Origin of the sequence: Thiothrix winogradskyi, from assembly GCF_021650935.1 — a bacterium.
GTDB lineage: Bacteria > Pseudomonadota > Gammaproteobacteria > Thiotrichales > Thiotrichaceae > Thiothrix > Thiothrix winogradskyi.
Genome location: NZ_CP091244.1, coordinates 3972975 through 3999672 on the forward strand (window position 1 = coordinate 3972975; position 26698 = coordinate 3999672).

The window sequence follows — 26698 nt, forward strand, 5'->3', positions numbered from 1 at the left end:
CATTATTTTCGGTATCTTACGCCGCAGTTAAGCACTCACCACGAGTGCTTATCTATGCTAACTGTGGTGCTTGCGGCGTTCGCTATAGAACGCCGCTCTTTTTATCCCCCGCCCCCTATGAAACAATAACCCTTCAACCTTAAAACAACTAAAATATCAACATCCAAACTTCCAACTTCGACTGACGGAGATCGCGCAATGGCAGATTACATTCTTTGGTTCGACCAATTGGGGATGCACGATGTTAACATCGTCGGCGGCAAAAACGCCTCCCTTGGGGAAATGATCAGCAACTTGGCAAACGTGGGCGTTAGCGTCCCGAATGGTTTTGCCACCACCACAGAAGCCTATCAAGATTTTATCCGCGCTGACGGTCTGGCTGACCGCATCAACGCGCTCCTGAATTCCCTCGACGTAGACGACATCCACGCCCTCACCAACGCAGGCAAAACCATCCGTGGCTGGGTCATGGATACACCATTACCCGAAAAATTGCTGGAAACCGTGCGCGAAGCCTATGACACACTGGCTGCGGGTTCAGGCGATACTGCCTCGTTCGCAGTGCGTTCTTCCGCCACGGCTGAAGACTTGCCGGATGCATCCTTCGCCGGTCAGCAAGAAACCTTCCTCAACGTGCGTGGGCTGGATAACGTTATCGCCGCCATCAAGGAAGTATTCGCCTCCCTCTATAATGACCGTGCGATTGCCTACCGCGTCCACCAACACTTCGAGCATGACAAAGTGTTCTTGTCCGCTGGCGTGCAAAAAATGGTACGCAGCGACATCGGCGCAAGCGGCGTATTGTTCACCCTCGATACCGAATCCGGCTTCCGTGATGCCGTCTTCGTGACTGGCGCGTATGGCTTGGGCGAAACCGTAGTACAAGGCGCGGTCAACCCCGACGAATTCTACGTTTACAAACCCAATATTGAAGCCGGTCGTCCGGCGATTTTGTCACGCCGTTTGGGTAGCAAAGCGATTGAAATGGTGTACGCCGCATCGGCTGGTGACGCACACAATAAAGCCACTTTGACTCGTGAAGTCGATGCAGCCCGCCGTGAACGTTTCTGCCTGAGCGAAGAGCAAGTCGAATCCCTCGCTCGCCAAGCCATGATTATCGAAAAGCACTACCAGCGTCCGATGGACATTGAATGGGCACTCGATGGCGGCGACGGCAAGCTCTACATCGTGCAAGCCCGCCCTGAAACGGTCGAAAGCCGCGCTTCTGCCACCATTATCGAACGCTACCAGCTCAAAGAAAAAGGCACAGTGGTTGCCGAAGGCCGCGCTATCGGTCAAAAAATCGGTCAAGGCCCAGCTCGTATCATTATGAGCATCAGCCAGATGAACGAGGTGAAAGAAGGCGACGTACTCGTGACCGACATGACCGACCCCGACTGGGAACCGATCATGAAACGCGCTTCCGCCATCGTCACCAATCGCGGCGGACGTACCTGCCACGCGGCGATCATTGCGCGTGAAATGGGCATCCCCGCCGTCGTCGGCTGTGGCGACGCAACCCAACGCATCAATGCTGGCGACGAAATCACCGTTTCCTGTGCAGAAGGTGACACCGGTTTCATCTATAGCGGCTTGCTGCCGTTTGAAGTACGCACCGCTGACACTGGCAACCTGCCTGATTTGTCGGTGAAAATCATGATGAACGTGGGCAACCCGTCCCGCGCCTTCGCGTTCTCGCGCCTGCCGAATGCGGGTGTTGGTCTGGCACGCTTGGAATTCATCATTAACAATACTATCGGTATCCACCCGAAAGCCTTGCTGGAATTCGACAACCTGCCTGCGGATCTGAAAGCCAAAATCGGCGCGAAGATTGCCGGTTACGCCAGCCCGGTTGATTTCTACGTGGAAAAACTGGTCGAAGGCATTGCTACCCTCGCCGCAGCTTACGCGCCCAACAAGGTCATCGTGCGCATGTCCGACTTTAAGTCGAACGAATACGCCAACCTGATGGCAGGCGACCGTTACGAGCCGCACGAAGAAAACCCGATGATCGGCTACCGTGGTGTTTCGCGCTATTTGTCTGCCAATTTCCGCGACTGCTTCGAGCTGGAATGCCGTGCGTTGCGCAAAGTCCGCAATGAAATGGGCTTAACCAACGTCGAAATCATGATTCCGTTCTGCCGCACCTTGGAAGAAGCGCAGCAAGTCACCGAATTGCTGGCAACCCAAGGCATTAAACGTGGCGAAAACGGTTTGCGCCTGATCATGATGTGCGAAATTCCTTCCAACGCAGTGCTGGCGGAAGAATTCCTCGAATACTTCGACGGCTTCTCCATCGGCTCCAACGACATGACGCAGTTGACGCTGGGTCTGGATCGCGATTCCGGCTTGATTGCACACCTGTTTGATGAGCGTAACCCTGCGGTGAAAAAGCTGCTAAAAATGGCGATTGATGCGTGCCACAAGCACGGTAAATACATCGGCATTTGCGGGCAAGGGCCTTCGGATTACCCCGATTTCGCGGTGTGGTTGCATGAGCAAGGCATCAGCAGCTTGTCATTGAACCCGGATACCGTGGTAGATACCTGGCTGCATTTGGCTAGCTTAGATGGAAAATAACCCCGGAAGACAGCGGCGGACGGTGTTTTATCTGTCTGACCGCACAGGGATTACCGTCGAAACACTGGGTCACAGTTTGTTGACCCAGTTTGACGGTGTCCAATGGCGCAAAGTTAGCATCCCGTTTCTCGACTCCGAGGCAAAAGCACGGGAAGCTGCTGAACAAATCAACCTGATGGCGCAACAGGATGGTTGCCGCCCGCTGGTGTTTAGCACCCTGATTAACCCCGACGTGCGCCAGTATATCGAAGCGGCGGATTGCGCGATTTACGACTTTTTCGACAGCTTTATCGGCTCGATGGAAAAAGAACTGGGGCAACCCTCTTCCCACGCTATCGGGCGATCGCACAGCTTGCACAACGATGCGTCGTATTCCAAACGGATTTCCGCGATTAATTTTGCGCAAGCCAACGACGATGGCATCAGCGCGAAAAGCTTTGCCGAAGCTGACATTATTCTGATCGGGGTATCGCGCTCCGGTAAAACGCCAACGTGTTTGTATCTGGCAATGCAGTACGGCATTTACGCTGCCAATTATCCGCTTACCGAGGAAGACATGGATGCGTCGGGCTTGCCTAAAATCCTGCATCCCTTCCGCAATAAACTGTTTGGTTTGACGATTGCTGCGGAACAATTGCAGCGTATTCGTCAAGAACGCAAACCCAACAGCCGTTACGCCTCCTTGAGTCAATGCCAACAGGAATTGGAGTGGCAACAAAGTTTATACCGCCGCGAAAATATTCCTTACATCAATACGACTGCGATTTCGATTGAAGAGATTGCCACGACTATTTTGAACCGCAGCGGGTTGAAACGGCAGTTGTACGGGGAGTGAGTCCAGTGCGACAATACGCGCTTTTCAAAGCCCCCGCAGGAATGCCATGACAGCCCAGATCATTGATGGCAAAAAAATTGCCGCCGAAGTCCGCACCGAAGTCAAACAAGGTGTGGATGCCCGCTTACAACAAGGCAAACGCCGCCCCGGTCTTGCAGTCATCCTGATCGGTTCCGACCCTGCATCACAAGTTTACGTCAGTCATAAACGCAAAGCCTGCGATGAAGTCGGCATTATGTCGCGCTCGTATGACCTGCCCCCGCAAACCACCCAGCACGAATTGGTCGAGTTAATTAACGAGCTTAACCACGACCCCTTGATTGACGGCATTCTGGTGCAACTGCCACTGCCCGCGCATCTGGATGCGTCCCTAATCATTGAGCAAATCAACCCCAGCAAAGACGTGGATGGTTTTCACCCTACCAACGTCGGCAGATTGACGTTACGCATTCCCAGCCTGCGCCCCTGTACCCCTTACGGCGTGATGCGCTTACTGGATAGCACGGGTGAAGTTTACAAAGGTCGTCATGCCGTCATCGTTGGCGCATCCAATATTGTCGGTCGTCCAATGGCATTGGAATTATTGCTGGCGGGTGCAACTGTCACTGTCACGCACCGTTTTAGCGGCTGCATGACCCCCGAATTGGTACGCCAAGCTGATATTGTCATTGCCGCAGCGGGCAAACCGGGGCTAGTCAAAGGCGACTGGATTAAACCGGGCGCAACCGTGATAGATGTGGGCATCAACCGGCTGGAAAACGGCAAACTGGCGGGCGATGTGGAATTTGACAGTGCGGCTGAACGTGCGGCGTGGATTACCCCAGTGCCGGGTGGTGTAGGACCAATGACCGTTGCCATGCTGATGAAAAATACGTTAGAAGCGAGTGCAAAACATCCATTCTAAAATAAGGTAGGGGCGAAAAATATTTCGCCCCTACCCGCATTTACTTAGGAGCCTGTTCCAACAGCTTTTTGACAGTTTCGGCATCCAATGCACCGGATTCTTGCAAGCGACGAATCACGGGGGCTGGTAGACAAACCACTTCAGATGCTTTGAAATCTACTCCGCCGGAAACACCACCACATTTTTGGCGTTTCGCATCACCGTATTGAGTTTTTGCTTCGTCGAAAGACATTTTAGACGCATCTATCCAGCCATTTTGACCCGCCCAACGCACCCGTTCCATCGCGAATGCACCGGCTTCTGCCCGCTGCCCTAGCTTGACGATATTGGTACCATTGTGGGGAATCTCCACTGCAATCGCATCCTCGCCGTGATCCACGTACATCATCAGGCTTTCACCTGCTGACAAATCCTGCACAGCGTAAACCGGAATGGATTTGAATAAACCACCTTTTGCTGCTTCTGGGTAGCCGCAGCATTCCTTGTCGGCTACCGCAGGGTCAACCAAACACTGGCGGCGGGCATTCGCGGCTTCAGTCGCCTTGGGATCTTCTTCCAAGGCATCGGATAATACCCAACCGGTTTGATCATCCCAGCTCACCTTTTCCCAAACTTTGTCACCAATGGTCATTTGCGCATTACGCCGCGCAATCCAGGTGGCATTGTGGGGAAGGTTTACAATGACCTCTTTACCCGGTTCTTTGTACATTTTCAAAACATTACCCGCATCCAAGCCATGAACACGGTAAATCAGGGAATTATCAGCAGGCATCGGCAACGCCGCCATACCCAACAGCGGCACGGCTAACAACATAAAGCCACTCAGCAACGGCAAGGACATTTTTTTGAAGACACTCTTTTTGTTCATAATCAATCTCCGACGCATTCCCGACTGACAACGGGCGCATCATCTCGCAAGTTAAATAGCACAGCAGATGTTGGGGATAAAACAAACTGCCAGCTCGATCAAAAACTAATCAACCATAGACTTGATTAATCTTTGATAAACATAGATTTACGTTACATGATTATGATCTTACAGTTGCAAAAAAGTCACAACCCTGACAGACGAAATAGCTATTTATTCTGTCTATAGGTCATAAGCATTGCGTCACCGTAACTAAAGAAGCGATATTCCCGACGAACGGCATGTTGGTAGGCTTGCATAATGTTTTCATACCCAGCAAACGCCGACACTAGCATCAATAAGGTCGATTCAGGCAGGTGGAAATTGGTGATCATGACATCCACCACCCGGAATTGATAACCGGGCGTAATGAACAGGCGCGTATCCCCCTGAAACGGTTTTAACATGCCATCGCGAGCAGCACTTTCGAGGCTACGCACCGACGTTGTGCCAACTGCCACCACACGCCCACCGCGCTCACGGCAAGCCGCCACCGCATCACACACTTCTTGAGAAACATCCGCATATTCCGCGTGCATCACATGTTGTGACAAATCCTGCACCCGCACTGGCTGGAATGTACCCGCCCCCACGTGCAATGTAACCGCAGCGGTTTGCACACCTTTTTGCCGCAACGCATCCAGTAGCGGCCGATCAAAATGCAAACCAGCGGTTGGTGCAGCTACCGCCCCCGGTTGTTGCGCAAAGACCGTTTGGTAACGCTCCCGATCGGCTGGCGTATCCGCACGTTCGATGTAAGGTGGCAGGGGAATATGCCCGTATTGCTCCAGCAAGTTCAGTGCCGAATCCGTATGCAAAAATTGCAGCTCAAACAAATCGTCTTGTCGCCCGGTTACTTGCGCATCAATCACCTGTTCTAAACGCAAGCGCGTACCGGGCTTGGGTGCTTTGCTGGCACGAATATGGGCAAGCGCGGAGTGTTCGCCGGTAATGCGTTCCACCAGCACTTCAACCTTGCCGCCCGTGACCTTTTCGCCATGCAAGCGAGCGGGAATCACGCGGGTATTATTGAAGACCAGCAAGTCTTCGGGCTGGATCAAATCGAGCACATCGGTAAACTGACCGTCACGGCATTCACCGCTGGTGCCGTTCAAAATCAATAGGCGACTGGCTGTCCGTTCCGCTAACGGTTCGGAAGCAATCAGGGCTGGAGGGAGGTCGTAATGGAAGTCACTTAATTTCATGGGGCAGAGTGTAACATTTTGAAAAAAATGTTTCGACAAACCGCAAAGCTTATGTATAATCACCGCCTTCACATCCTAGCCGGGATGGCGGAATCGGTAGACGCAGCGGATTCAAAATCCGCCGATGGTAACATTGTGCGAGTTCGAGTCTCGCTCCCGGCACCACTTGTGACGAACCAAACGCAAGTGAGAACATCTAACCCGCCAGTAGCGGGTTTTTTTGTGCCTGCCTCCTCCTGAATCTTCAACAATGAGGCTTAACAATCACCATGCCACACCACGCAAAAGACCTACTCGCCCTTGCGAAAGCCGTCATCGACACGGAAATCGCAGCCCTCGCTGCCCTGCCCTCACGTTTAGACTATGACTTTTTGCACGCCTGCGAAGCCATCCTCGCTTGCAAAGGGCGTGTCATTGTCACCGGCATGGGTAAATCCGGGCATATCGGCAACAAAATTGCTGCCACGCTCGCCAGCACCGGCACTCCCGCGTTTTTCCTGCACCCCGGCGAAGCCAGCCACGGCGACCTCGGCATGATTGTTAACGGCGATGTGATTATTGCGCTCTCCAATTCCGGTACGAGTGCTGAAATTCTTGCAATTCTGCCGGTTATCCGCCGCCTTGACGTGTGCATTATCGCCATGACCGGCAACCCGCATTCACCAATGGCGGAAGCCGCCGATTTTCACATCAATATCGGGGTCGACAAAGAAGCCTGCCCCTTGGGGCTTGCGCCCACCTCTAGCACTACCGCCACTTTGGTAATGGGCGATGCGCTCGCGGTAGCCTTGCTGGAAGCACGCGGCTTTACGGCGAATGATTTCGCCCGCTCCCACCCCGGTGGACGTTTAGGCAAGCGCTTGCTAGTACATGTGCGTGACATTATGCATACCGGCGCTGACATTCCCCAAGTTCGACCGGCTGCCAGTTTGCAACAAGCGATTCTGGAAATGACCCGCAAAAAACTCGGCATGACCGCCATCACCACCGATACAGGCAAATTATTGGGCATTTTCACTGACGGCGATTTGCGGCGCTCGTTTGAAAAAGGGCAACGTTTGCACGAGCAACCGATTTCAGCCCTGATGACCACGCCATTTCGCAGCATTGATGCGCACAGTCTCGCGGTCGACGCACTCAATTTGATGCAAGAACACGCCATCACCGTGTTGCCGGTCGTGCAGGATGAGGCGGTTATCGGTATCATTCACATGCATGATCTTTTACGCGCAGGAATTGCTTGATGATAGTCACTTTCGACAACCTATCCGCTGACGTGCTGGCACGCGCCCGCAACACCCAACTGGTCATTTTCGACATTGACGGGGTATTGACCGACGGCAGTTTGTTTTACGGCGATGACGGGCAGGAATACAAAGCCTTCAACTCCAAAGACGGGCACGGCATCCGCATGTTGCTGGAAAGCGGGCTGGAAATGGCACTGATTACCGGACGACAGTCCGAACTGGTATTACACCGCGCCGACAACCTGAAAATTCCCCGTGATCGTATTTGGCAAGGCTACCGCGACAAACGCCCAGCCTTTGTGGATTTACTGGCTAAAACCGGTTTAAAACCAGAAAACATTGCCTATGTCGGTGATGATGTGGTCGATTTGCCAGTCATGGCACAAGTTGGCTTAGCCATCGCGGTCGGCGATGCCCATTACTACGTCAAGCAGCACGCGCATTGGGTCACGCAAACCAATGGCGGGCGCGGTGCAGGCCGTGAAGTGTGCGAAATGTTGCTACACGCTCACGGCAAATTGCACAGCAAACTCGCCAGCTACTTGACATGAAACGCCTGCTGACGCTGATCACGGTATTGCTGCTGATCCTGCTGATTACGCAGTTAGAGGACTATTTAGGCAAAACCGACTTCAGCCGCCTTACCCTGCAAAAAGACCAGATTGACTATTACTTATCGGATTTTTCGATTATGGCAGTAGCCGCCGATGGCACAGTCAGCTACGAAATTGCGGGGCGGCATTTGTCGCATTGGCAAGGCAAACGCCAAAGCCGAATTATTGCGCCTGAAGTGAATACCAGCCAAGGATTCAAGTTGCATACAGACCACTTGTTGTACGATCAAGTCACACGGGAAATCACTACCGATGCCGAAGTGTTCATCACAGCACCCAATGGTACGATGCAATCCACTGGGCTTACCGCTAAACTCGATGATAATTTACTGAGATTTGATTCCAATGTGCGCTCAACCTACCAAGTTAAATAAATGGCTGCTGTGCTTGCTGCTAGCAGGCATGACATCCAGCGCTTACGCCCTCAAAGCGGACGTGGCAGCGCCCGTGCAAATTGAAGCCGATTCAGCGGTCTTCGACAAACTCGCCGGTACTGCCAGCTACGATGGCAATGTTTCCATTATTCAAGGCAGCTTAGAAATCCGTGCTGCTCACATTGAAATCAACGCGCCCAATAATGAAATCGTCAGCATTATTGCGAGAGGTACACCGGTCAGCCTTAAGCAAAAAATGGAAAATGGCAAACTTGCCAGCGGCAAAGCGCGTGAAATGCAGTATTGGGTGAAAGAAAAGCGCTTGGTTCTCAGCGGTGAGGCGGAATTGCTGCAAGATCAAGACCGTTTCACCAGCAACCATATCGAGTATTTAACCGATACAGGTCAACTCAAAGCCGGGGGCAAAGGCAAATCCGGGCGCGTCTCTGCCGTGTTTTACCCCACCAATAAAGTTGCCGAATGAATACCTTAGCCGCGCGTAACCTGCAAAAAAGTTACAAAAAACGTCAAATTCTCAAAGGCGTGGATTTGCACGTCAATAACGCCGAGGTGGTCGGCTTATTGGGGCCAAACGGCGCGGGCAAAACCACCTGCTTCTACATGATCGTCGGCTTAGTGGGCGCAGATGCAGGACAAGTCTTGCTCAATGACAAAGACATTACCGCTCAAGCCATGCACGAACGCGCCCGCGAAGGCATTGGCTATCTGGCACAAGAAGCCAGCATTTTCCGCAAACTGACCGTGGCGCAAAACATTATGGCAGTCTTGGAGTTGCGTAAAGACCTCAACCGCAATCAACGCCAAGACAAAGTGGATAGCTTGCTGGAAGAATTTCAGCTCACCCATTTGCGCGATAGCCAAGGGATTAGCCTCTCTGGTGGGGAACGTCGCCGCGCTGAAATTGCACGGGCGCTGGCAAGTGACCCCGCCTTTATTTTGTTGGATGAACCGTTTGCCGGAGTTGACCCCATTTCGGTCTTAGACATTCAAACCATTATCCGCCACCTCGTTACCCGTGACATTGGCGTGCTGATCACCGACCACAATGTGCGCGAAACACTGGGCATTTGCCACCGGGCTTATATCCTCAGTGAAGGTAAAATTTTGGTGGAAGGTTCACCCGATGCCATCTTGCAAGACGAACAAGCGCGGCGGGTTTACCTCGGTGAAAACTTCAAACTGTAAATCAGGTTTAGTCAGGCGGCATTCACCCCGACTATCGCATCTTTGCACCAGCAAACGATTAGGGTAGTATGAAAGCGTAGAACCTTAGGATTCATGGCTTATCGGCACAAGGAACAACAAGAACAATGCTCAGACAGGGATTCGATCTCAAACTTGGTCAGACACTTTCCATGACACCGCAGTTGCAGCAAGCCATTCGCTTGTTGCAATTGTCATCACTGGAGTTGCAGAACGAAATCCAGCAAGCCTTGGAAGAAAACCCCTTGCTGCAATTAGCCGAGGATACCGACGACTCACGCCCTGAGCCTGTTACCGAACTTGCTAACCTTACCGACCACAGTAACGACAGCAAACCCGACAACGAGGCTACCGTTGACGCACCCGATGACGCCTCCCCGTTTGACCAAGACATTCCTGACGAATTGCACATGGATGCCGAATGGGAAGATGTCTACGACACCCGCAGCAGCAACAGTGACGGCAATGGCGATAACAGCGGTTTCTTAGAAAATCAAGGTGATACCGCCGACAGTGGCTTGCAGGAACATCTCCTGTGGCAAATCCGCATGAGCAACCTCACCAATATCGACAAACAAATTGCCACCGTGATTATTAGCTCGCTGGATGATGCGGGGTATTTGTGCGATCCGCTGGAAGATATTCTAGAATCGCTCAGCGCGGAACTGCCCATCGACCTTGACGATGTGGAAGTCGTGCTCAAGTTCATCCAACAACTTGACCCGTTAGGGGTGGGTGCACGCAACTTACGCGAGTGCCTGCTGATTCAACTTGCACACCTACCCGAAAGCCGTTTACTCTTCAAAGCCCGTCATTTAGTTGAAAAACATCTGGACTTGATGGAACGACGCGACTATAAAGAAATTAGCAAGCGGTTGAAAATAGAACAGGGTGAGCTAGAGGAAATCCTCTTATTGTTGCGTAGCTTACAACCGCGTCCGGGGAGTGCTTATTCGTCATCGGCGGCTGATTACATCGTGCCGGATGCGTATGTCCGTAAGATCAAAGGAGACTGGGTGGTTTCACTGAATGCACAAGTCACACCAAATCTGCAAGTTAATCAGTACTATGCAGACATGCTGGGTCAAGTAAAGAGTGAACGGGACGCCACTTATTTCAAGTCCAACCTGCAACAAGCTAAGTGGTTAATTCGCAGTGTGGAGAGCCGCAACTCAACCTTATTAGGTGTTGCCAAAGCAATAGTTGAACGCCAAAGCGCTTTCATGCAATATGGAGAACAGGCGATGAAGCCACTCATTCTCCGGGACATTGCAGAAGAGCTAGAAATGCACGAATCCACCATTTCCCGCGTCACCACCAACAAATACCTGCATACCCCGCGTGGTATCTTTGAATTCAAATACTTCTTTTCCAGCCAAGTAGACACCGATACCGGGTCTAGCTGTTCCTCCACGGCGATTCGCGCCATGCTCAAAAAACTAATCAACGAGGAAAATCAGAGTTCGCCTTTGAGTGACAATCAATTGACTGCTTTGCTGAATCAGCAAGGCATTAATGTAGCGCGGCGCACCGTCGCCAAGTACCGTGAAGCCATGTTGATTCCGTCATCGCATGACCGGAAAGCATTGCTTCCGACCTAAGCCTCGCACCATAATGGGGCGTGGTTTTTTCCATGACCTGAACAAGGAGCTTGCATTATGCAATTAGAAATCACTGGTCATCATCTTGAAGTGACAGATTCCATGAATAATTATGTGCGCGAAAAGGCTGAACGCCTGAAGCGCCACTTCGACCAGGTAATGAAAATACATTTCATCCTGGAAGTCGAAAAACAACGTCACAAGGCGGAAGCGACCTTCCATGTCAATGGCAATCACTTCTTTGCAGATGCCTACGCTGATGATATGTATGCAGCGATTGATGCGCTGACGGATAAGCTCGACAGACAAATTGTCAAACACAAGGAAAAAGTGAAAGACCATCATCGTCAGGAAGCAGCTCAACTGATCGCTGCGGCTGAAACAACGGACTGATAACACATGGACATAACCACCCTGCTTTCTCCCACCCGGATTGCCTGTAAGCTTGATGTTTCCAGCAAGAAACGTGCTTTTGAACAATTGGCAAACATGCTTGCCGCCGATCAGGCAAGCTTGGGAGCTGAGGCGATTTTCGACGCCCTGACCAATCGGGAGAAACTGGGTAGTACCGCTATCGGCAATGGCGTCGCCATTCCCCATGCGTGCATGTCCATCCATCAACCTTGTGGGGCTTTGTTGTTGCTGGAAGATGGCGTTAAAATGGATACACCGGATAAAAAACCCGTGCAATTATTCATGGCAATCCTCGTACCCGCCAACCAAGCCCCTGATTATTCTGAACTGATCACCCAACTGACCAGTACCCTGATGCAAAAATCCCTGATCGAGCAGATTTGCTGTTATCACGACGCGCAAACCGTGCTGGATCGTTTCCTCGACCTTTTTAATCAACCCAGACACCCGTTTGTGGGTGCAATGGCAGCTTAATACCATGCACTTAGTCATTATCAGCGGCATGTCCGGCGCGGGCAAAAGCTATGCGCTGCACACCCTTGAAGACAACGGCTATTACTGTATCGACAACCTGCCCTCGCAATTATTGGAAGCACTGCTGGGGACACCGCAAATAGCCAAGCAACCATACCTAGCGGTGGGCATTGATATTCGCGGCGGTCGTGACAGTTTGTTGGACACCCCCGCGATTATCAAACGGGTACGCCAACGTGTTCCCAGCACTCAAGTCGTCTACCTGTATGCCGAACAAGACGTTTTGCGCAAGCGCTATAATGAAACACGCCGTCGCCACCCCTTAACCAGCGAAACCCAAGAACTCGACAAAGCCATTGCGCTGGAAGCCTCATTATTAGAACCCCTCGCCACGGATGCGGATTTACGGCTGGATACTTCGCACATCGGTGTGTATGAATTAGGGCGAATGCTCAAAGCTCGCATTTCGCAAACCGAACAGCAGCATTTATCCCTAATGATCCAGTCCTTCGGTTTCAAACACAATCAGCCGACGGATTCTGATTTCCTATTTGATGTGCGTTGCTTACCTAACCCGTATTGGGAACCAGACCTGCGCTCACTTACCGGGCGCGATGCGGGCATTATTGAATGGCTGGAACGGCACGACGACGTGCAACGCATGTACGCCGACATTCGTGATTTCCTCAGCAACTGGCTTCCCAGCCTCGACAGCAATTGCCAACGCGCTTATTTAACCGTCTCCATCGGCTGTACCGGCGGACGGCACCGTTCAGTCTATCTGGCTGAGCGCCTTTATCAGCATTTCCGCCAAAGCCTAGGGGAAAATGTTATCTTACGCCACCGTGAACTCAACTACGTGCGCTAAATACCCCACCTCACCGGAGACCAGCAATGTTACGATTTTTCGGCTTTGCGGATGGCAAACTAGTCGAACATAAACTCGGCGACAAACTCTTGGATTACGCCATTTCCCACACTGGCTGGATTGACGCGCAAGATACCTCGGATGAAGAACGCGAGCGTTTAGAAGTCCTGCTGCACACCGAACTGCCGGAATCGGATGATGTTGAGGAAATCGAATCGTCTGCCCGTTATTTCACCGATAGCAGCGGTATTCACGTGCACTCGCTGTTTGTGACACAGAGTGAAGGGCGCATGGATACCACCACGGTTGCTTTCATTTTACAAGCGGATCGCCTGATTACGGTGCGGGAACAAGAACTGGCTGATTTTCGTCTACTCAGGATGCGGGCGCGGCGCGGGCAAGTGGAAGTACGTACACCTCGGCACTTATTGCTCACCATGTTTGAACAAAAAGTGGAAAACCTCGCCGATACCATCGAAGACTTGCACCATGAACTCGAAGTCATCAGCCACAAAGTACTGGAAGAAACCGACACCGATTTAGAAAGCGCCATCGACGACTTAGCAGCTTTAGAAGACAGTAACGGCAAAGTGCGTCTGTGTTTGATGGATACCCAACGCTCCATTTCATTCCTGCAACGCCAATTGCGCGATACCCAAGCGGGGCAGGAAATTATCCCCGAAGTCATTCGCGATATTGACACCTTAATGTCACACACCACATTTCTGTTCGACAAAATAAACTTCCTGATGGGAACCACACAAGGTTTCATCAATATCGAACAGAATAAAATCATTAAGATGTTTTCGATTGCAGCGGTGGTATTTCTACCGCCGACATTAGTTGCCAGCTTGTACGGGATGAATTTCCGGGTCATGCCGGAGCTGGATTGGGTGTTTGGCTACCCAATGGCGATTGGTCTAATGATTCTGGCAGGGGTAACGCCCTACTGGTTCTTTAAACGTAAAGGCTGGATGTAGGGGTAGGGGCGAAAAATCTTTCGCCCCTACGGTAGAGGACAATGTTTTACTTACCGACACGCTCACGCACGGCTTGTGACAATAAATGTACGGTCATCGCGTAGTAATTGCTGCGGTTATAGCGGGTAATCACATGGAAGTTTTTGTAACCAATCCACGGTTCTTTATAACCATTCGGCACGGTACTGAGTGCCAATAAATGCACCGTACCCGTTGAACCCCTGCCGTATTGCGGGGTAACACCAATGCGCTGCAAATCTGACATGGAATACTTAACCTTAAAACCATCCGGCACACTGGCGTACTGGTTAGAGGTTACTTGCGCTGGCACGGCAACTTCGCCACCCTGCTGCCAACCGTGCTGCGCAAAGTAATTCGCCACACTGCCAATGGCATCGACGGGATTCCATAAATCACGCACCCCGTCGCCATCGAAATCCACCGCGAAGGAATGGAAACTACTCGGCATGAATTGCCCATATCCCATTGCGCCCGCAAACGAGCCTTTTGGTGCCAGCGGATCCATGCGTTCACTGCGGGTCATCAGCAGGTAGTTTTTCAATTCATCAAAGAAGAATTGGCTACGGCGTTGGTTCACAACGGCAGAAGTCGCCAATGCATCAATCACCCGATGTTTCCCCAGAATGCGCCCCCAGCGGGTTTCCACCCCCATGATGCCGATAATGTATTCAGCGGGAACCCCGTATTGCTGTTGCGCCCGTTGCAAATGCGCGGAATGCTGCTGCCAAAATTCTGCACCGCGTTGCACATTCGCAGCGGTTACGAAGCGGTCACGGTAAGCGTACCAACCTTTCGGGCTACCGGGGTCTGAACTCGAACCTGCCCAGAGGCGAGCAACATCATCACGGTTACGGGTTTGTGAAAATACACCGTACAAATACTGGCGATTAAACCCATGACTATTAACCATCTTTTCGATGAAATTCAATAACTGAGCATTTCCGGCAAAATCACCGCCCAAACTGGCGGCAGCATAATTGCCAACCCCTTTGCCGCCATAGCTGAGGACTTGTGCTTGATCCGCTTGCGCTGTTACTGGCGCTTGCACTTGTTCACTCACTTGCTGAGCACTGTTGTTATCCGCAGTTTCGGATTTTTCCGGTGTTGAGCTGCACGCCCCCAAACTCAATACCAGCGCTGTTGCTGCCCCATAAGCCAACAGGTTTTTCGGCAAATACATTCAAGCCTCCAATTATCATTTACTGTTATTTAACTTAAAAAATTGGCTGATAGCTTAGCACAGTTGGGGCATTATTTAAATGGCATAATATTACCCACATCATCCGCTGGAACCATATTACCGGCTTCTTCCGCAAACGGCGGTACTTGATTGGCAATTGCATCACTCACTGTTACCGGGTCCGGCATACTGATCGACGGAAATTGCCAGCCGCCCGGCATCCTGCCCATGTCGTAAGGCGCATTAATCATTTTATCGAAGGCATCGCCGGTAAAATCGGTGTAAAAATCAGGCCAGATATAACGGGTATCGCCCCACGGCTTGACTTCCTTTTTCTTCTGCTGGACAGGCGGGCGTTGCGGGTATGGCATCATGCGTTGCGCGGCATAAGGATTATACTGCTGCGCATACGGGTTGTAAGCGTTGTAAGCGCCGTATGTCTGTTGTTGCGGCATATACGGGTTATAAGTGTTGTAAGCCGGTTGTTGCTGTGCATACGGGTAATAATAACCGTAAGGATAGGCAGAATAACCATAGTTGCTGTAATTATAGCTGGGGTAATTAGCATACGGGTAAACCACTGGCTGCTGCGCCTGTGGTGGAAATGTCAATGCATTCGGCACTGCGGGTTGTGGTGCTGTGGTAGGTGGCTCTTGCGCCTGCACCTGACTTGCTGCTAAACAAGCGGCTGATAGCATGATGCCTTGTAGTCTTTTCATGAGAGTGATACCTGAGAAAATGAATCATGAGAAGAATACCAGACCTCCCCCATAAAATCGCGACCATACACGAAAAGAAAGGATGTAATATGACCGCCAAACTCGACCCGATTGCCGCCAGCCACGCCCTGCACGCCGATATGCAACAATGGCGGCGCGATATTCACCAACACCCCGAAACCGCTTACGAAGAATTCCGCACCAGCGCCCAAGTCGCCGCACGTTTGCAGGCGCTGGGTTTAGAAGTTCACACCGGTATCGGTGAAACCGGCGTAGTCGGTGTACTACACGGCAAGCAACCCGGCGCTAAACACATTGGCTTACGCGCCGATATGGATGCGCTACCGCTGACCGAATTGAATACCTTCGCTCATGCCTCCTGCCATCACGGAAAAATGCACGGTTGCGGGCATGACGGTCACACCACCATGCTGCTAGGAGCTGCTACGATTTTGGCGCAACACCCGGATTTTACCGGAACGGTGTATTTCATTTTCCAACCCGCTGAAGAAAGCAATGCCGGGGCAAAACGCATGATAGAAGCAGGCTTATTCGAGCGCTTCCCCATCACCGAAGTGTACGGAATGCATAACTGGCCGGGGATTCCTACCGGGCAGTTTGCGGTGCATTCCGGTGCGGTCATGGCATCGACCGACAGTTTCGACATTGACATCCAAGCGCAAGGCGGTCATGCCGCGATGCCGGATACGGTCATCGACCCGGTATTGGTTGCGGGGCATATTATTACGGCAACCCAAAGCATTGTGGCACGTAACCTGAAACCCACCAGCGGCGGCGTGATTAGCATTACCAAAATGCTAGGCGGCAGTGCTTACAATGTGATCCCTGAAACCGTGAGTTTACACGGTACTATCCGCAGCCTTGACCCGCAAGATCGCGCCTTACTGAAACAACGCTTGCAACAATTGGTGGAACACACCGCGCAAGCGTTCGCTGCCAGTGCCAGTGTGCGTTTTATGGAAGGCTACCCCGCGACCATCAACCATTCCAGCAATGCCGAAGCGTGTTATCAGGTCACGACCGGTTTAGTAGGCGAGGCATGTGTGCAATGGAACCCGCCACCGAGTATGGGCGCGGAAGATTTCGCCTATATGCTGCAACACCGCCCCGGTGCGTACATCTGGATAGGCAATGGCGACGCGACCGAAAGCCGCGCTTTGCATAATCCGTATTACGATTTCAATGACAATATCTTGCCGCTAGGGGCAAGTTACTGGGTGCGTTTAGTACAACACCTGTGCCATTAAGGCTGTACCAGCAACGGCTTGTATTTGCCAGTCCCGGTGCGCAGGGTCTGGCGAATCGCTTTCAAGAGTGGGCGATAATTACCGTCGCCAGAAACACACTGGTCAACAGAACCGCCACCTGCCCCCGGTGGCAAACATTCACGCCCCATTTCCCACAGCATCACGCCGCCTAAGCCTTTTTCCTTAACATACTTCACTTTTTCCGAAACAGAGCGGGGGTCATTGTAAGAAATAAACATATCACTGGCTGAGCCTGTTTTATTAATGCTGAGATAAGGCATTTTGGCTTGATCATCCCAACGGTAATACTCCGGCTTGTAACTGCAATCATCAGTAGAGCCTGTAATGCAGCGATAGCCCGGCTTCATCAATTGAGCATAACGCCCACGGTCGACCCCGCTACTCATCCACCACAGTGGCTCTGTTGTCCATGCTTGCAATGGTGCGGTCACGCCATCAGTAGAGCCTGTTACTTTACCGCCACGCCACACCCGCGTTTCAGCACTGATACCGAGACCTAATTTGCTGGGTAACACCCCACCACTAATAAATTGCTGAATAGCACGATTCGCAGAGACCACCGAGCGAGCAGAATTGGTAGGATATTTATTACCACCGTCATACAATGCCCCGTCGTGCCACACGATCCCTTCATTGATCGTAGACAAGTCATACGCCATCACGTTGATTTGATCCAATTTATCTTGCAGTTTAGCCAAGAGCTTACGCAAATCCCCGCCACCATTATCAGCCACAACCTCAATACCCGTCGCAATGGCTAGTAAAGGGCGATCCACCAACATACCGGGGTTGTTGGTTTTATTAATCGTCTTCATTTGAGTGTGCAAGTCATTGATGAAGGCTTCGTAATTGGGGTTATTGCCGGAACTGTCCGCAGTGACGGGTTCAAGGTCAATATCAAGCCCGTCATAACCGGGGTCAGTTCCATTTTTCAGCACATTAATGAGTTGAGTAACCAAGGTTTGCCGCTTCGCCGGATCGGCTAATACCGGTGCATACCCGCCGAAATTCACGACACTAAACAAAACTTTTACATCTTTAGCGTGAGCCTGCTCAATCAATGCAGTACGCCGACTTTGGCTGCTAAGCTGCCAACCACCATAGTTCATGTCCAGTGAACCATCACTGTTAAGACCCGCCGCATGGTGAATAACATGAGTCAAGGTATTCCAGTCCTCATCATTCAGGATACCAATAGTTCCATCACTGCGATGCCATTCACCAGTGATATATCCCGTTACCCACGGCTTGGTAATTTTTTCACCTGCGCAAACAGTATATGGTGCCGCCAACGTCATCAATGCCAGTAGCCAAGCGGCAACCATCCGATTAACGTTAGCCATTGTCATTCTCATGGCGTGTTCTCCCAAATGCTTCAGCCCTAAAACCTTTATATTAGCTTAATATTCTTTATCATAAAACCATTGAATAAATGTTGTACGTTCAACACGAAAAATAATGAAATTTTCACTGAACTACCTAACATAGACCTACTCTAATTCTACACCAGAGTTTGGGAAAACGTGGCGACAGCCAAAAACATAATTATTTACTAAGGAGCTATACATGAAAACCGTTATTTATTCACTGGGGACTTTGGCACTAGCAGCGGCATTGACTGCTTGTGGCACACCGGTGAACAATGCACAAATTGGTTCTGCGACCGGTGCTGTGTTAGGTGGCGTAGCCGGTCATCAGTTTGGTAAAGGCGATGGCAAAACGGCTGCTACCGCCGTAGGTGCTGCGCTTGGCGCTGTGGTTGGTGGTCAGGCAGGCGCACAACAAGACCGTTACTACCAACAGCCGCAACCGGCACCGTATTACAACAACCGGGGCTACTAAGCCTTGCATAGACTCGCAGCCGCACACACAAGCTGCGAGTCTTTTCCTCGAAACCATCAGAACAGGAGTGTCCCGATGAAAACTTTAATTACCTCTCCCCGCCTTGCCACAGTGTTAGTGACGTCCCTCTTATTGGGCGGATGCGTCGGCACTACCCCCATCAACAATGCCCAAACAGGCTCGGCGATTGGCGCAGTGTTAGGCGGTGTAGCAGGCAACCAATTTGGCAGTGGCGATGGTAAAACCGCCATGACCATTCTGGGTACTGCGATGGGCAGCTATCTCGGCAGCCAATGGGGAGCGCAACTGGATGCACGTGACCAGCAAAACCTCGGTCAATCCATTTACAGTGGTCGCCCTGCCACATGGCAAAACCCGAATACCGGCTACCAATACAACGTCAACCCCGGTCAGGTTTACCGTGCCAGCGTCAATAACCAAAGCACCATTTGTCGCCCCGTCACCATTATGGGTACGATTGATGGCAGAAACCAAAACATTCAAACTCAAGCCTGCCAAGACAGCCGAGGTCAGTGGCAACTCACGCGCTGATACTTTGTCGGCACACTAATTCCTTTAACCCGTAGCCTCTTTCACAGGTTGCGGGTTTCTGTATTACAATCCATGCCTGACACTGACAACAAGAGCAAGGTATGGATATAGTCTATGTACGCGACCTGCGCCTCGATGCCCACATCGGCATTTACGAGTGGGAAAAGCGCATTCTGCAAAAAATTCGCATTGACCTAGAAATGGCTTGGGATAACCGCATCCCTGCCGCCAGCGACAATATTAAAGACACCCTCAACTACAAAACCGCTGCCAAGCGCGTCATGCAACTGGTTGAAAGCGCTCATTACGAACTGGTGGAACGCCTCGCCGAAACCATCGCCGAAACCCTCATGCAGGAACTGCATATGCCCTGGATACAAGTCACCGTCGGCAAACCCGGTGCAGTACGTGGCTCAAGTGAAGTCGGGGTTAAAATTGAACGAGGCAACCGGCAATGGCAGACGTCTACTTAAGCCTCGGCAGCAATATCGAGCGCGAAGCCCACCTTTGTGCCGCCATGCAACGTTTACAGCAAGATTTCGGTCAGGTGGTCTTTTCCCACGTCTATGAAACGCCCGCAGCCGGGTTTGTGGGCGAACCCTTCTTCAACTTAGCGGCAGGTCTCACCACTACGCTAAGCCCTACTGACCTGAAACACTATTTACGGGAATTGGAACAAGCACACGGACGTTTGCACGGTGAGGAGAAATTCAGCTCACGCACCTTAGACCTTGACCTGTTACTTTACGCTGACTGGAACTTGCAACCGCACAGCAATGTGCCGCACCATGACGTTCTCACGTACCCATTTGTGCTGTTTCCGTTAGCGGAAATCGCCCCTAGCGTCATGCACCCTGTGTTACAACGCACGATTGGGGAAATTGCACGCGAGTCAACACTGTCAGATGCCGAGATGCGCCGCGTTACCTTGGATTGCAGCCATTAAGCCACAAAATGGGCTTTCAATTGTTGAATAAAATGATCCAAGCGCTGATCAAGGCTGCTGCCCATCCGTCCCTTGATACGCCCTAAAGGACTACGGGTTTCCAACATTTCAGTAAACGTTACGCGCGTACCGCCGGGAACCGCATTCATACGGGCATGGCGAGTACCCTTGCTACTGCCCTGGGTCATCTCGACCAGTAACTCTTTCAAGGGCAACTCTTTCACTTTACGCAGCACCAACGGGCGCTGATTAGCGATTTGCTCAATCCAGCGCAAGCCATCGTCATCATCCAGCATTTGCATACTTTTCAGGTCAGTACGCCACTGTGCTTGCTGCGAAAAATCACTGAGTGCATTCCACACAGCTTCGGCAGGCGCTTTAATCAATTCGACCCGCGTTACCTGTTGATAAGGTGAAATCAACAACCCCACCAATACCGGCAGCAACAGCAGGAGGATAACCAGCGTCATTACAATCCACATCATACTGTGTCCTATCGCCTTTTCCGTAAACGCAAAAACCCGGCGAAGCCGGGCTTTGGAAAGAATCGCAAGTAAGTAAGCAATTACTTGATCTTGGCTTCCTTAAACATAACATGCTTACGCACAACCGGATCGTACTTGCTGAACTGTAATTTGTCCGGCGTAGTACGCTTGTTCTTAGTTGTGGTATAGAAAAATCCAGTTCCTGCGGAAGAAACCAGCTTGATTTTATCACGACCGCCTTTCTTAGCCATTCGCTGTTACCTCCGGTAGATTAAACTTTTTCGCCACGGCCGCGAATATCAGCAAGAATGGTATCAATACCCAACTTGTCGATAATACGCATACCTTTTGCAGAAACGCGCAGGCGAACCCAGCGTCCTTCGTTTTCGACCCAAAACCGTTTCGCGTGCAGGTTAGGCAGGAAACGACGCTTGGTTTTATTGTTAGCGTGCGACACATTGTTACCTGTGACGGGACGCTTACCTGTTACTTGACATACACGAGACATCGGGATACTCCAGATCTGCGATTCTTGAACTCTAAAGGCGCGTGAGGATACCAGAAGCCCCCCCTGCAAGCAACCCAAGCACTTATTTTTTTACAGCACCGCTTACAATAACGGGGCAAGCAAGCGGGCAATACTCTCGGCTAAACGCTGCCGCTTACTGATTTTGCAGCGCTGGGCTTCGGTCACTTCCTGCGTATTCGCACAGGCGTTCAGAAAATCCTGCTCCATCTTGCTGGCGATCTCACTACTGTAAAAAAAGATGTTGCCCTCGAAATTGAGGCGAAAACTGCGCTGATCCATATTCGCCGACCCCAGCGTGGCAAAGTTACTGTCAATCATCACCGCTTTGGCATGAGGCATCGCCTGATACATTTCAAACACGCGCACGCCTGCCGCCAGCAAATCATCTATAAAGGAACGCCCCGCGTACAACACCAGCGGATGATCCGATTTTCCAGGCAATAGCAACCGCACATCCACGCCGCGCAACGCTGCCGTTTGCAACGCCATCAGAATCGGGCGATCCGGTACGAAATACGGCGTTTCAATCCAAATGCGCGTATTCGCCAGATTCATCGCCGCGAATAACACCGTATGAATCGCCTGCCAACGCTCATCCGCAGGCCCGCTGGCAAGGAATTGCGCGTGAATGGTTCCCGCATTCGCAATCGCAATCGCCGGAAAATACACCTCGCTCACCAAATCCTCACCGGTCGCGTGATACCAATCCTGACAAAACACTTCCTGCAAGGTATACACCACCGGTCCCTGAATCCGTGCGTGCAAATCTTGCCAAGGCTCGCCCCTGCCCGCGTACACATCGCCGACATTCATTCCACCCGTGAAAGCCAGCGTGCCATCAATAATGACCACTTTACGGTGATTGCGATTGTTGAGGTTAAGCTGGCGGCTTAACACATTCACTTTCAGAAAACGTTCGACTTGCCCGCCTGCGACTAACAGCGGCGCGAAAAAGCGGGCATTCGCTTGACGTGAACCCACATCATCCACCAGCAAACGCACCGTGACCCCACGCTGTGCCGCCTGCACCAAGGCATTCCGCAAGCGTTCGCCGGTATAGTCTGCCTCCCAGATATAGTAGATCAGATGAATATGCTGAGTGGCGGCGGCGAAAGCCTGTTCCAAGGTATCAAATAACTGTTCACCTTCGCGCATAATGTCGACGGCATTGCCACCTACTGGCCCGATTTCATCCAGCTTATTGACCAACTTGAGTAATGACGGCGGAATCCCGTGAATATGTTGCTGACCATTCAAACAAACTTGCACTTGTTGCAGCGTATTCGCCAACTTTTCTTCGACGCGACGGCGTTTACGACGGCGTAAGTGCAAGCGCGTCGTGCCAAACACCCAAAAGATTAGCAGCCCAATAAACGGTAAAAAGACAATCACCAACACCCATGCCAAGGTCGCCCCCGATTCACGGCGTTGCTGCACCACCGTCGGTAATAAGGTAGCGACAATCACAATGTCCAACAATAATAAGCCAGTACTGAACCAGCTTGTCAGATAAGCCGTCACGAGCATTCCTTCCGAGTGACGTTAACCGGGGGTATTGCGATCAACCCAACGTACCGTGCCATTGCTCAGGGTTTCACGCTTCCAGAAAGGTGCAGTGTGTTTGAGCGTTTCCATCAAATGACGGCAGGCTTCAAATGCAGCCGCCCGATGTGCCGACCACACCGCTACCAACACAATCGGTTGCGCGGGCAAGATTTCGCCCACACGGTGCACCACCAACGCCGCATCCAGCGACCAACGTTGCGCGGCTTCTGCCACCAGTGTTGCCAATTGGCGTTCGGTCATGCCGGGGTAGTGTTCCAAATACATCCCCATCACGTCATCGCCTTCGTTGAAATCGCGCATCGTGCCGACGAATACAGCGGTTGCCCCGGAATGCGCATTTTCCGGCAACTGTTGCGCTTGCCAAGCGGCGAGGTATTGCCAAGGTTCAAACGGCGTTTCCCGCACGTCAACGTATTGCATGGTTAACCTCCGGTAACGGGTGGGAAAAACGCCACTTCATCGCCCGGTTGCACCAGACTATTGGCATCCACATACGTTTGATTAACTGCCATCAACACATTATCTGGCAAATGCGCTTCACCGCTGCTGCGCTGCCAGATTTCTTGCAAGGTCAATGGCGCATCGGTTTCCAGCAGCCGTTGGCTTTGCCCGATACGTTCCCGTAGGCTGGCAAAAAACAGTACTTTAATGGGCATTCAAACCTCCCGGTGTTGGGTTTTGATGGGCTTCTTCCAGTAACCATTCCACAAACACATCGCAAGCGCGTTGATTCAATGGCGCGGACTGCGGGCGAAACACGTAATAAGCATGTTCCAATGGCATCGGTAAATCAAAGGGGATACACAATCTGCCCGCATCAATGTCAGCTTGCGCCAATGGCTTGATGCTCAACAGTACGCCTTGCGCATCGACAGCCGCATCCAACGCCAATGACACATGGTTAAAATGTAAACCCCGATTCGCATTAATGCCTTCCACACCCTGTAATTTTAGCCATTTTGACCAACTGGGGTGTCCCACATAATTCGTATCATCATGTAATAAGGTATGAAACGCCAAATCCGCTGGTGTGTTCAAGGGGTGCGGATGTTGCGCACTCAATAAGGCTGGGCTGCAAACCGGCACGGCAGACACCGCAAACAACTTGATTACACTGTCACCGGGGTATTGTCCTGCACCGAAGCCGATGACCACATCCACCTGATTTTGGCGAAAAAAGGTATCCATCGCACGATTATCTTGCTGAAGATCCGCATCCACCAGTCCGACATTGCTATTGATTTGCATATCAATCTCAGGGTGTTGCCGGGAAAAACGCGGTAGGCGCGGAATCAACCATTTGGACGCAAACGACGGGGCTGCGCATACAGTAATGTGTTCGCGGTGAGTTTCATTGCGCATCAAATGCACTGCATCGGCTAAATAATCAAAGGCTTGACGCAGTTTTGGCAATGCTGCCTCTGCCCCCTTGCTGAGCACAATGGTGCGATTTTTACGTTCCACCAATGCAAAGCCGAGGTAATCCTCCAGAAATTTAATCTGGTGACTAATCGCGGCGCGAGTCACATGAAGTTCTGCGGCCGCTTTGGTAAAACTCAAGTGGCGGGCAACGGCTTCAAAAGCTCGCAAAGCATTCAGGGGGGGCAGTTGTTGTGACATGGGGCAATTATGCCTGAAGTGGGTTGCATCTCGCAGTGATACTTTAAGAATAACTGTGCTAGACTTTTTCCCCTTATTTAACCTGAAATGCACACCATGAATCAGGACATCTTTGATACCTATATCGCCCAAGGCTACAACCGCGTTCCTGTCCGCCGTACCATTCTGGCTGACCTTGATACCCCGTTAAGTGCCTACCTCAAACTCGCGGATGCGCCCTATTCCTACCTGTTCGAGTCTGTACAGGGTGGGGAAAAATGGGGACGTTATTCCATGCTTGGCCTGCCTGCGCAAACCATCATCAAGGTGTTCGGCTTGCAGGTGGAAGTGCATCGCGCTCATCAGCCGATTGAACGTTTTGACGTGGCTGACCCGCTGGCGTGGATTACCGCATTCCAGCAGCAATACCAGGTACCCGACATCGAAGATTTGCCACGATTCAACGGCGGGTTGGTCGGCTATTTCGGCTACGAAACCATCCGCTACATCGAGAAAAAACTCGCCACGGGGCGCGACAAACCCGACCCGATTGGTACACCCGACATTGTGCTAATGGTGTCGGATGAAGTCGTGGTCTTCGACAATTTGCGCGGCGAATTGCACTTAATCGTTTTGGCGGAAGCCAACGGCTACCAGCAAGCCCAGCAACGCCTCAATGCGCTCGAACAGCAATTGCAGGAAGCCCGCCGCCTTTACCAACCCGCCCCCAAAGCCACACAGGTAGAGGAAAGCGACTTCATTTCCGGCTTCACCGAAAACGGTTTCAAACAAGCGGTGCTGGATGCCAAGGAATACATCAAAGCAGGCGACATTATGCAAGTGGTGCTGTCGCAGCGCATGAGCATTCCGTTTGCCGCCCCACCACTGGATTTGTACCGCGCCTTGCGCCGCCTCAACCCGTCGCCGTACATGTATTTCCTCAATCTGGGCGATTTCCACATCGTTGGTTCGTCGCCGGAAATTCTGGTGCGCCTCGAAGACGACGTGATTACGGTGCGCCCGATTGCCGGAACGCGCCGTCGTGGTGAAACCGAACAGCGTGACAAGGAACTCGAAACCGAACTCCTCAACGACCCCAAAGAACTCGCCGAACACCTGATGTTGATCGACCTTGGGCGCAACGATGCGGGGCGTGTCAGCGAAATCGGCTCGGTCAAACTCACCGACAAAATGATCGTGGAACGCTATTCGCACGTCATGCACATCGTCTCCAACGTCACCGGCAAACTGTTGCCGGGGCTGGATGCGATGGACGTATTACGCGCCACTTTCCCCGCAGGCACAGTCAGCGGTGCGCCGAAAATCCGCGCGATGGAAATTATTGACGAACTCGAACCTGTGAAGCGCGGCGTGTATTCGGGCGCGGTCGGTTATTTGGCGTGGAACGGCAATATGGATACGGCGATTGCGATTCGTACTGCGGTGATCAAGGATGATGTGCTGCACATTCAGGCGGGGGCTGGCGTGGTTTACGATTCTGTGCCGCAGTCGGAATGGGATGAGACGATGAATAAAGGGCGAGCGGTGTTTCGGGCGGCTAGTGCGGCGTTGTCTGGCTTGAACGGCAAACATAAGTAATGTCTGAACTAAGATTTGTAGGATTAAAGGATTACAGGATGAAGAAAGAGGGACTCCCTCTCTTCATCTTGGTAATCATTTAATCCCAAAAATCCTAGTTCAGACAAAAGAAAACCAGCAGCAGACAAAAAACAATAACAAAGG

31 protein-coding genes and 1 tRNA gene are annotated in these 26698 nt (G+C 51.7%); 20 read left to right on the plus strand and 12 right to left on the minus strand.

Annotation, left to right across the window (positions count from 1 at the left end; all coding sequences use genetic code 11):
* Positions 1-198: 198 nt before the first annotated feature.
* From ppsA to folD, 3 genes are read left to right on the plus strand one after another with little or no spacing between them, the layout of a single operon-like run.
* The gene (ppsA, locus tag L2Y54_RS19645) at positions 199-2580 is read left to right on the plus strand and encodes a phosphoenolpyruvate synthase (RefSeq protein ID WP_236498421.1); all 2382 of its coding nucleotides are present in this window, start codon (positions 199-201) and stop codon (positions 2578-2580) included.
* A complete protein-coding gene (gene ppsR, locus L2Y54_RS19650) occupies positions 2570-3415 on the plus strand; it encodes a posphoenolpyruvate synthetase regulatory kinase/phosphorylase PpsR (RefSeq protein ID WP_236498422.1) in 846 nt (281 codons plus the stop codon). The genes ppsA and ppsR overlap by 11 nt, the downstream gene beginning before the upstream one ends.
* A 46-nt stretch (positions 3416-3461) precedes the next feature.
* The gene (gene folD, locus L2Y54_RS19655; protein WP_236498423.1) at positions 3462-4319 is read left to right on the plus strand and encodes a bifunctional methylenetetrahydrofolate dehydrogenase/methenyltetrahydrofolate cyclohydrolase FolD; all 858 of its coding nucleotides are present in this window, start codon (positions 3462-3464) and stop codon (positions 4317-4319) included.
* A 40-nt stretch (positions 4320-4359) separates the two neighbouring features.
* On the opposite strand, the gene L2Y54_RS19660 is transcribed toward folD, so the two are convergent.
* Together L2Y54_RS19660 and queA are read right to left on the minus strand one after the other, a co-directional pair.
* Positions 4360-5187, minus strand: a complete 828-nt coding sequence (locus L2Y54_RS19660; protein ID WP_236498424.1) for an SH3 domain-containing protein — start codon at positions 5185-5187, stop codon at positions 4360-4362.
* Positions 5188-5396: 209 nt separating this feature from the next.
* Positions 5397-6431, minus strand: coding sequence for a tRNA preQ1(34) S-adenosylmethionine ribosyltransferase-isomerase QueA (gene queA, locus L2Y54_RS19665; protein WP_236498426.1), 1035 nt, complete (start codon positions 6429-6431; stop codon positions 5397-5399).
* 78 nt (positions 6432-6509) lie between these two features.
* Here queA and L2Y54_RS19670 point away from each other — a divergent pair.
* The 11 genes from L2Y54_RS19670 (at position 6510) to corA (ending at position 14227) form a co-directional block, all read left to right on the plus strand.
* Positions 6510-6596: transfer RNA gene (locus L2Y54_RS19670), tRNA-Leu, on the plus strand.
* Positions 6597-6700: 104 nt separating this feature from the next.
* Positions 6701-7675 (plus strand): KpsF/GutQ family sugar-phosphate isomerase, encoded by a 975-nt coding sequence (locus tag L2Y54_RS19675; protein WP_236498427.1) that lies wholly within the window; start codon positions 6701-6703, stop codon positions 7673-7675.
* On the plus strand, positions 7675-8229 hold the full coding sequence (gene kdsC, locus L2Y54_RS19680; RefSeq protein ID WP_236498428.1) for a 3-deoxy-manno-octulosonate-8-phosphatase KdsC: 555 nt from the start codon (positions 7675-7677) through the stop codon (positions 8227-8229). Before L2Y54_RS19675 ends, kdsC begins: the two co-directional genes overlap by 1 nt.
* Positions 8226-8666, plus strand: a complete 441-nt coding sequence (gene lptC / locus L2Y54_RS19685) for an LPS export ABC transporter periplasmic protein LptC (RefSeq protein WP_236498429.1) — start codon at positions 8226-8228, stop codon at positions 8664-8666. Before kdsC ends, lptC begins: the two co-directional genes overlap by 4 nt.
* A 28-nt stretch (positions 8667-8694) precedes the next feature.
* Positions 8695-9150, plus strand: a complete 456-nt coding sequence (lptA, locus tag L2Y54_RS19690) for a lipopolysaccharide transport periplasmic protein LptA (RefSeq protein ID WP_236498430.1) — start codon at positions 8695-8697, stop codon at positions 9148-9150.
* Entirely contained in the window at positions 9147-9872 is a 726-nt protein-coding gene (lptB, locus tag L2Y54_RS19695; RefSeq protein ID WP_236498431.1) for an LPS export ABC transporter ATP-binding protein, read from the plus strand. The genes lptA and lptB overlap by 4 nt, the downstream gene beginning before the upstream one ends.
* A 125-nt stretch (positions 9873-9997) precedes the next feature.
* A complete protein-coding gene (locus L2Y54_RS19700) occupies positions 9998-11491 on the plus strand; it encodes an RNA polymerase factor sigma-54 (RefSeq protein ID WP_236498433.1) in 1494 nt (497 codons plus the stop codon).
* Between the two features lie 57 nt (positions 11492-11548).
* A complete protein-coding gene (gene hpf, locus L2Y54_RS19705) occupies positions 11549-11884 on the plus strand; it encodes a ribosome hibernation-promoting factor, HPF/YfiA family (RefSeq protein ID WP_236498435.1) in 336 nt (111 codons plus the stop codon).
* A gap of 6 nt (positions 11885-11890) precedes the next feature.
* Complete coding sequence (locus L2Y54_RS19710) at positions 11891-12379, plus strand: PTS sugar transporter subunit IIA (RefSeq protein WP_236498437.1); 489 nt, start codon at positions 11891-11893, stop codon at positions 12377-12379.
* Between the two features lie 4 nt (positions 12380-12383).
* Positions 12384-13247, plus strand: a complete 864-nt coding sequence (rapZ, locus tag L2Y54_RS19715) for an RNase adapter RapZ (protein WP_236498438.1) — start codon at positions 12384-12386, stop codon at positions 13245-13247.
* Between the two features lie 26 nt (positions 13248-13273).
* Entirely contained in the window at positions 13274-14227 is a 954-nt protein-coding gene (gene corA / locus L2Y54_RS19720) for a magnesium/cobalt transporter CorA (RefSeq protein WP_236498440.1), read from the plus strand.
* A gap of 46 nt (positions 14228-14273) precedes the next feature.
* On the opposite strand, the gene mltB is transcribed toward corA, so the two are convergent.
* Positions 14274-15428: a lytic murein transglycosylase B gene (mltB, locus tag L2Y54_RS19725; RefSeq protein WP_236498442.1), complete on the minus strand. Its 1155-nt coding sequence runs from the start codon at positions 15426-15428 to the stop codon at positions 14274-14276.
* Between the two features lie 71 nt (positions 15429-15499).
* Positions 15500-16147, minus strand: a complete 648-nt coding sequence (locus tag L2Y54_RS19730; protein ID WP_236498443.1) for a hypothetical protein — start codon at positions 16145-16147, stop codon at positions 15500-15502.
* 89 nt (positions 16148-16236) lie between these two features.
* On the opposite strand from L2Y54_RS19730, the gene L2Y54_RS19735 reads away from it, so the two are divergent.
* Complete coding sequence (locus tag L2Y54_RS19735; RefSeq protein ID WP_236498444.1) at positions 16237-17415, plus strand: M20 aminoacylase family protein; 1179 nt, start codon at positions 16237-16239, stop codon at positions 17413-17415.
* Here L2Y54_RS19735 and L2Y54_RS19740 read toward each other — a convergent pair.
* Positions 17412-18791 (minus strand): glycoside hydrolase family 18 protein, encoded by a 1380-nt coding sequence (locus L2Y54_RS19740; RefSeq protein ID WP_236498445.1) that lies wholly within the window; start codon positions 18789-18791, stop codon positions 17412-17414. The two genes, L2Y54_RS19735 and L2Y54_RS19740, sit on opposite strands and share 4 nt — an antisense overlap.
* A gap of 211 nt (positions 18792-19002) precedes the next feature.
* Between L2Y54_RS19740 and L2Y54_RS19745 the strand changes: the two genes are divergently transcribed.
* From L2Y54_RS19745 to folK, 4 genes are all read left to right on the plus strand, one after another.
* Positions 19003-19278 carry a glycine zipper 2TM domain-containing protein gene (locus L2Y54_RS19745; RefSeq protein WP_236498447.1) on the plus strand — a complete coding sequence of 92 codons (276 nt, stop codon included), beginning with the start codon at positions 19003-19005 and terminating at the stop codon, positions 19276-19278.
* Positions 19279-19353: 75 nt separating this feature from the next.
* On the plus strand, positions 19354-19830 hold the full coding sequence (locus L2Y54_RS19750) for a glycine zipper 2TM domain-containing protein (RefSeq protein WP_236498449.1): 477 nt from the start codon (positions 19354-19356) through the stop codon (positions 19828-19830).
* Positions 19831-19931: 101 nt separating this feature from the next.
* A complete protein-coding gene (folB, locus tag L2Y54_RS19755; protein ID WP_236498451.1) occupies positions 19932-20303 on the plus strand; it encodes a dihydroneopterin aldolase in 372 nt (123 codons plus the stop codon).
* The gene (gene folK / locus L2Y54_RS19760; RefSeq protein WP_236498452.1) at positions 20285-20776 is read left to right on the plus strand and encodes a 2-amino-4-hydroxy-6-hydroxymethyldihydropteridine diphosphokinase; all 492 of its coding nucleotides are present in this window, start codon (positions 20285-20287) and stop codon (positions 20774-20776) included. The genes folB and folK overlap by 19 nt, the downstream gene beginning before the upstream one ends.
* Here folK and L2Y54_RS19765 read toward each other — a convergent pair.
* The 7 genes from L2Y54_RS19765 to gcvA all read right to left on the minus strand — a co-directional run bounded on the left by L2Y54_RS19765 (position 20773) and on the right by gcvA (position 24976).
* Positions 20773-21261 (minus strand): SRPBCC family protein, encoded by a 489-nt coding sequence (locus L2Y54_RS19765; RefSeq protein ID WP_236498454.1) that lies wholly within the window; start codon positions 21259-21261, stop codon positions 20773-20775. The two genes, folK and L2Y54_RS19765, sit on opposite strands and share 4 nt — an antisense overlap.
* A gap of 80 nt (positions 21262-21341) precedes the next feature.
* On the minus strand, positions 21342-21512 hold the full coding sequence (gene rpmG / locus L2Y54_RS19770) for a 50S ribosomal protein L33 (protein ID WP_236498455.1): 171 nt from the start codon (positions 21510-21512) through the stop codon (positions 21342-21344).
* A 20-nt stretch (positions 21513-21532) separates the two neighbouring features.
* Positions 21533-21769: a 50S ribosomal protein L28 gene (rpmB, locus tag L2Y54_RS19775; RefSeq protein ID WP_236498456.1), complete on the minus strand. Its 237-nt coding sequence runs from the start codon at positions 21767-21769 to the stop codon at positions 21533-21535.
* A 102-nt stretch (positions 21770-21871) separates the two neighbouring features.
* A complete protein-coding gene (cls, locus tag L2Y54_RS19780; protein ID WP_236498457.1) occupies positions 21872-23311 on the minus strand; it encodes a cardiolipin synthase in 1440 nt (479 codons plus the stop codon).
* Positions 23312-23332: 21 nt separating this feature from the next.
* Entirely contained in the window at positions 23333-23776 is a 444-nt protein-coding gene (locus L2Y54_RS19785) for a molybdenum cofactor biosynthesis protein MoaE (protein ID WP_236498459.1), read from the minus strand.
* A gap of 2 nt (positions 23777-23778) precedes the next feature.
* The gene (gene moaD, locus L2Y54_RS19790) at positions 23779-24012 is read right to left on the minus strand and encodes a molybdopterin converting factor subunit 1 (RefSeq protein WP_236498461.1); all 234 of its coding nucleotides are present in this window, start codon (positions 24010-24012) and stop codon (positions 23779-23781) included.
* On the minus strand, positions 24002-24976 hold the full coding sequence (gcvA, locus tag L2Y54_RS19795; protein WP_236498463.1) for a transcriptional regulator GcvA: 975 nt from the start codon (positions 24974-24976) through the stop codon (positions 24002-24004). Before gcvA ends, moaD begins: the two co-directional genes overlap by 11 nt.
* A gap of 96 nt (positions 24977-25072) precedes the next feature.
* Between gcvA and trpE the strand changes: the two genes are divergently transcribed.
* Positions 25073-26554, plus strand: a complete 1482-nt coding sequence (gene trpE, locus L2Y54_RS19800; protein WP_236498464.1) for an anthranilate synthase component I — start codon at positions 25073-25075, stop codon at positions 26552-26554.
* Positions 26555-26698 lie beyond the last annotated feature (144 nt).

Bases quoted from the DNA above. Each gene is read 5' to 3' on its own strand.
- ppsA (WP_236498421.1), top strand. From the start codon at position 199: ATGGCAGATTACATTCTTTGGTTCGACCAATTGGGGATGCACGATGTT.
- ppsR (WP_236498422.1), top strand. From the start codon at position 2,570: ATGGAAAATAACCCCGGAAGACAGCGGCGGACGGTGTTTTATCTGTCT.
- folD (WP_236498423.1), top strand. From the start codon at position 3,462: ATGACAGCCCAGATCATTGATGGCAAAAAAATTGCCGCCGAAGTCCGC.
- L2Y54_RS19660 (WP_236498424.1), bottom strand. From the start codon at position 5,187: ATGAACAAAAAGAGTGTCTTCAAAAAAATGTCCTTGCCGTTGCTGAGT.
- queA (WP_236498426.1), bottom strand. From the start codon at position 6,431: ATGAAATTAAGTGACTTCCATTACGACCTCCCTCCAGCCCTGATTGCT.
- L2Y54_RS19675 (WP_236498427.1), top strand. From the start codon at position 6,701: ATGCCACACCACGCAAAAGACCTACTCGCCCTTGCGAAAGCCGTCATC.
- kdsC (WP_236498428.1), top strand. From the start codon at position 7,675: ATGATAGTCACTTTCGACAACCTATCCGCTGACGTGCTGGCACGCGCC.
- lptC (WP_236498429.1), top strand. From the start codon at position 8,226: ATGAAACGCCTGCTGACGCTGATCACGGTATTGCTGCTGATCCTGCTG.
- lptA (WP_236498430.1), top strand. From the start codon at position 8,695: ATGACATCCAGCGCTTACGCCCTCAAAGCGGACGTGGCAGCGCCCGTG.
- lptB (WP_236498431.1), top strand. From the start codon at position 9,147: ATGAATACCTTAGCCGCGCGTAACCTGCAAAAAAGTTACAAAAAACGT.
- L2Y54_RS19700 (WP_236498433.1), top strand. From the start codon at position 9,998: ATGCTCAGACAGGGATTCGATCTCAAACTTGGTCAGACACTTTCCATG.
- hpf (WP_236498435.1), top strand. From the start codon at position 11,549: ATGCAATTAGAAATCACTGGTCATCATCTTGAAGTGACAGATTCCATG.
- L2Y54_RS19710 (WP_236498437.1), top strand. From the start codon at position 11,891: ATGGACATAACCACCCTGCTTTCTCCCACCCGGATTGCCTGTAAGCTT.
- rapZ (WP_236498438.1), top strand. From the start codon at position 12,384: ATGCACTTAGTCATTATCAGCGGCATGTCCGGCGCGGGCAAAAGCTAT.
- corA (WP_236498440.1), top strand. From the start codon at position 13,274: ATGTTACGATTTTTCGGCTTTGCGGATGGCAAACTAGTCGAACATAAA.
- mltB (WP_236498442.1), bottom strand. From the start codon at position 15,428: ATGTATTTGCCGAAAAACCTGTTGGCTTATGGGGCAGCAACAGCGCTG.
- L2Y54_RS19730 (WP_236498443.1), bottom strand. From the start codon at position 16,147: ATGAAAAGACTACAAGGCATCATGCTATCAGCCGCTTGTTTAGCAGCA.
- L2Y54_RS19735 (WP_236498444.1), top strand. From the start codon at position 16,237: ATGACCGCCAAACTCGACCCGATTGCCGCCAGCCACGCCCTGCACGCC.
- L2Y54_RS19740 (WP_236498445.1), bottom strand. From the start codon at position 18,791: ATGAGAATGACAATGGCTAACGTTAATCGGATGGTTGCCGCTTGGCTA.
- L2Y54_RS19745 (WP_236498447.1), top strand. From the start codon at position 19,003: ATGAAAACCGTTATTTATTCACTGGGGACTTTGGCACTAGCAGCGGCA.
- L2Y54_RS19750 (WP_236498449.1), top strand. From the start codon at position 19,354: ATGAAAACTTTAATTACCTCTCCCCGCCTTGCCACAGTGTTAGTGACG.
- folB (WP_236498451.1), top strand. From the start codon at position 19,932: ATGGATATAGTCTATGTACGCGACCTGCGCCTCGATGCCCACATCGGC.
- folK (WP_236498452.1), top strand. From the start codon at position 20,285: ATGGCAGACGTCTACTTAAGCCTCGGCAGCAATATCGAGCGCGAAGCC.
- L2Y54_RS19765 (WP_236498454.1), bottom strand. From the start codon at position 21,261: ATGATGTGGATTGTAATGACGCTGGTTATCCTCCTGCTGTTGCTGCCG.
- rpmG (WP_236498455.1), bottom strand. From the start codon at position 21,512: ATGGCTAAGAAAGGCGGTCGTGATAAAATCAAGCTGGTTTCTTCCGCA.
- rpmB (WP_236498456.1), bottom strand. From the start codon at position 21,769: ATGTCTCGTGTATGTCAAGTAACAGGTAAGCGTCCCGTCACAGGTAAC.
- L2Y54_RS19785 (WP_236498459.1), bottom strand. From the start codon at position 23,776: ATGCAATACGTTGACGTGCGGGAAACGCCGTTTGAACCTTGGCAATAC.
- moaD (WP_236498461.1), bottom strand. From the start codon at position 24,012: ATGCCCATTAAAGTACTGTTTTTTGCCAGCCTACGGGAACGTATCGGG.
- gcvA (WP_236498463.1), bottom strand. From the start codon at position 24,976: ATGTCACAACAACTGCCCCCCCTGAATGCTTTGCGAGCTTTTGAAGCC.
- trpE (WP_236498464.1), top strand. From the start codon at position 25,073: ATGAATCAGGACATCTTTGATACCTATATCGCCCAAGGCTACAACCGC.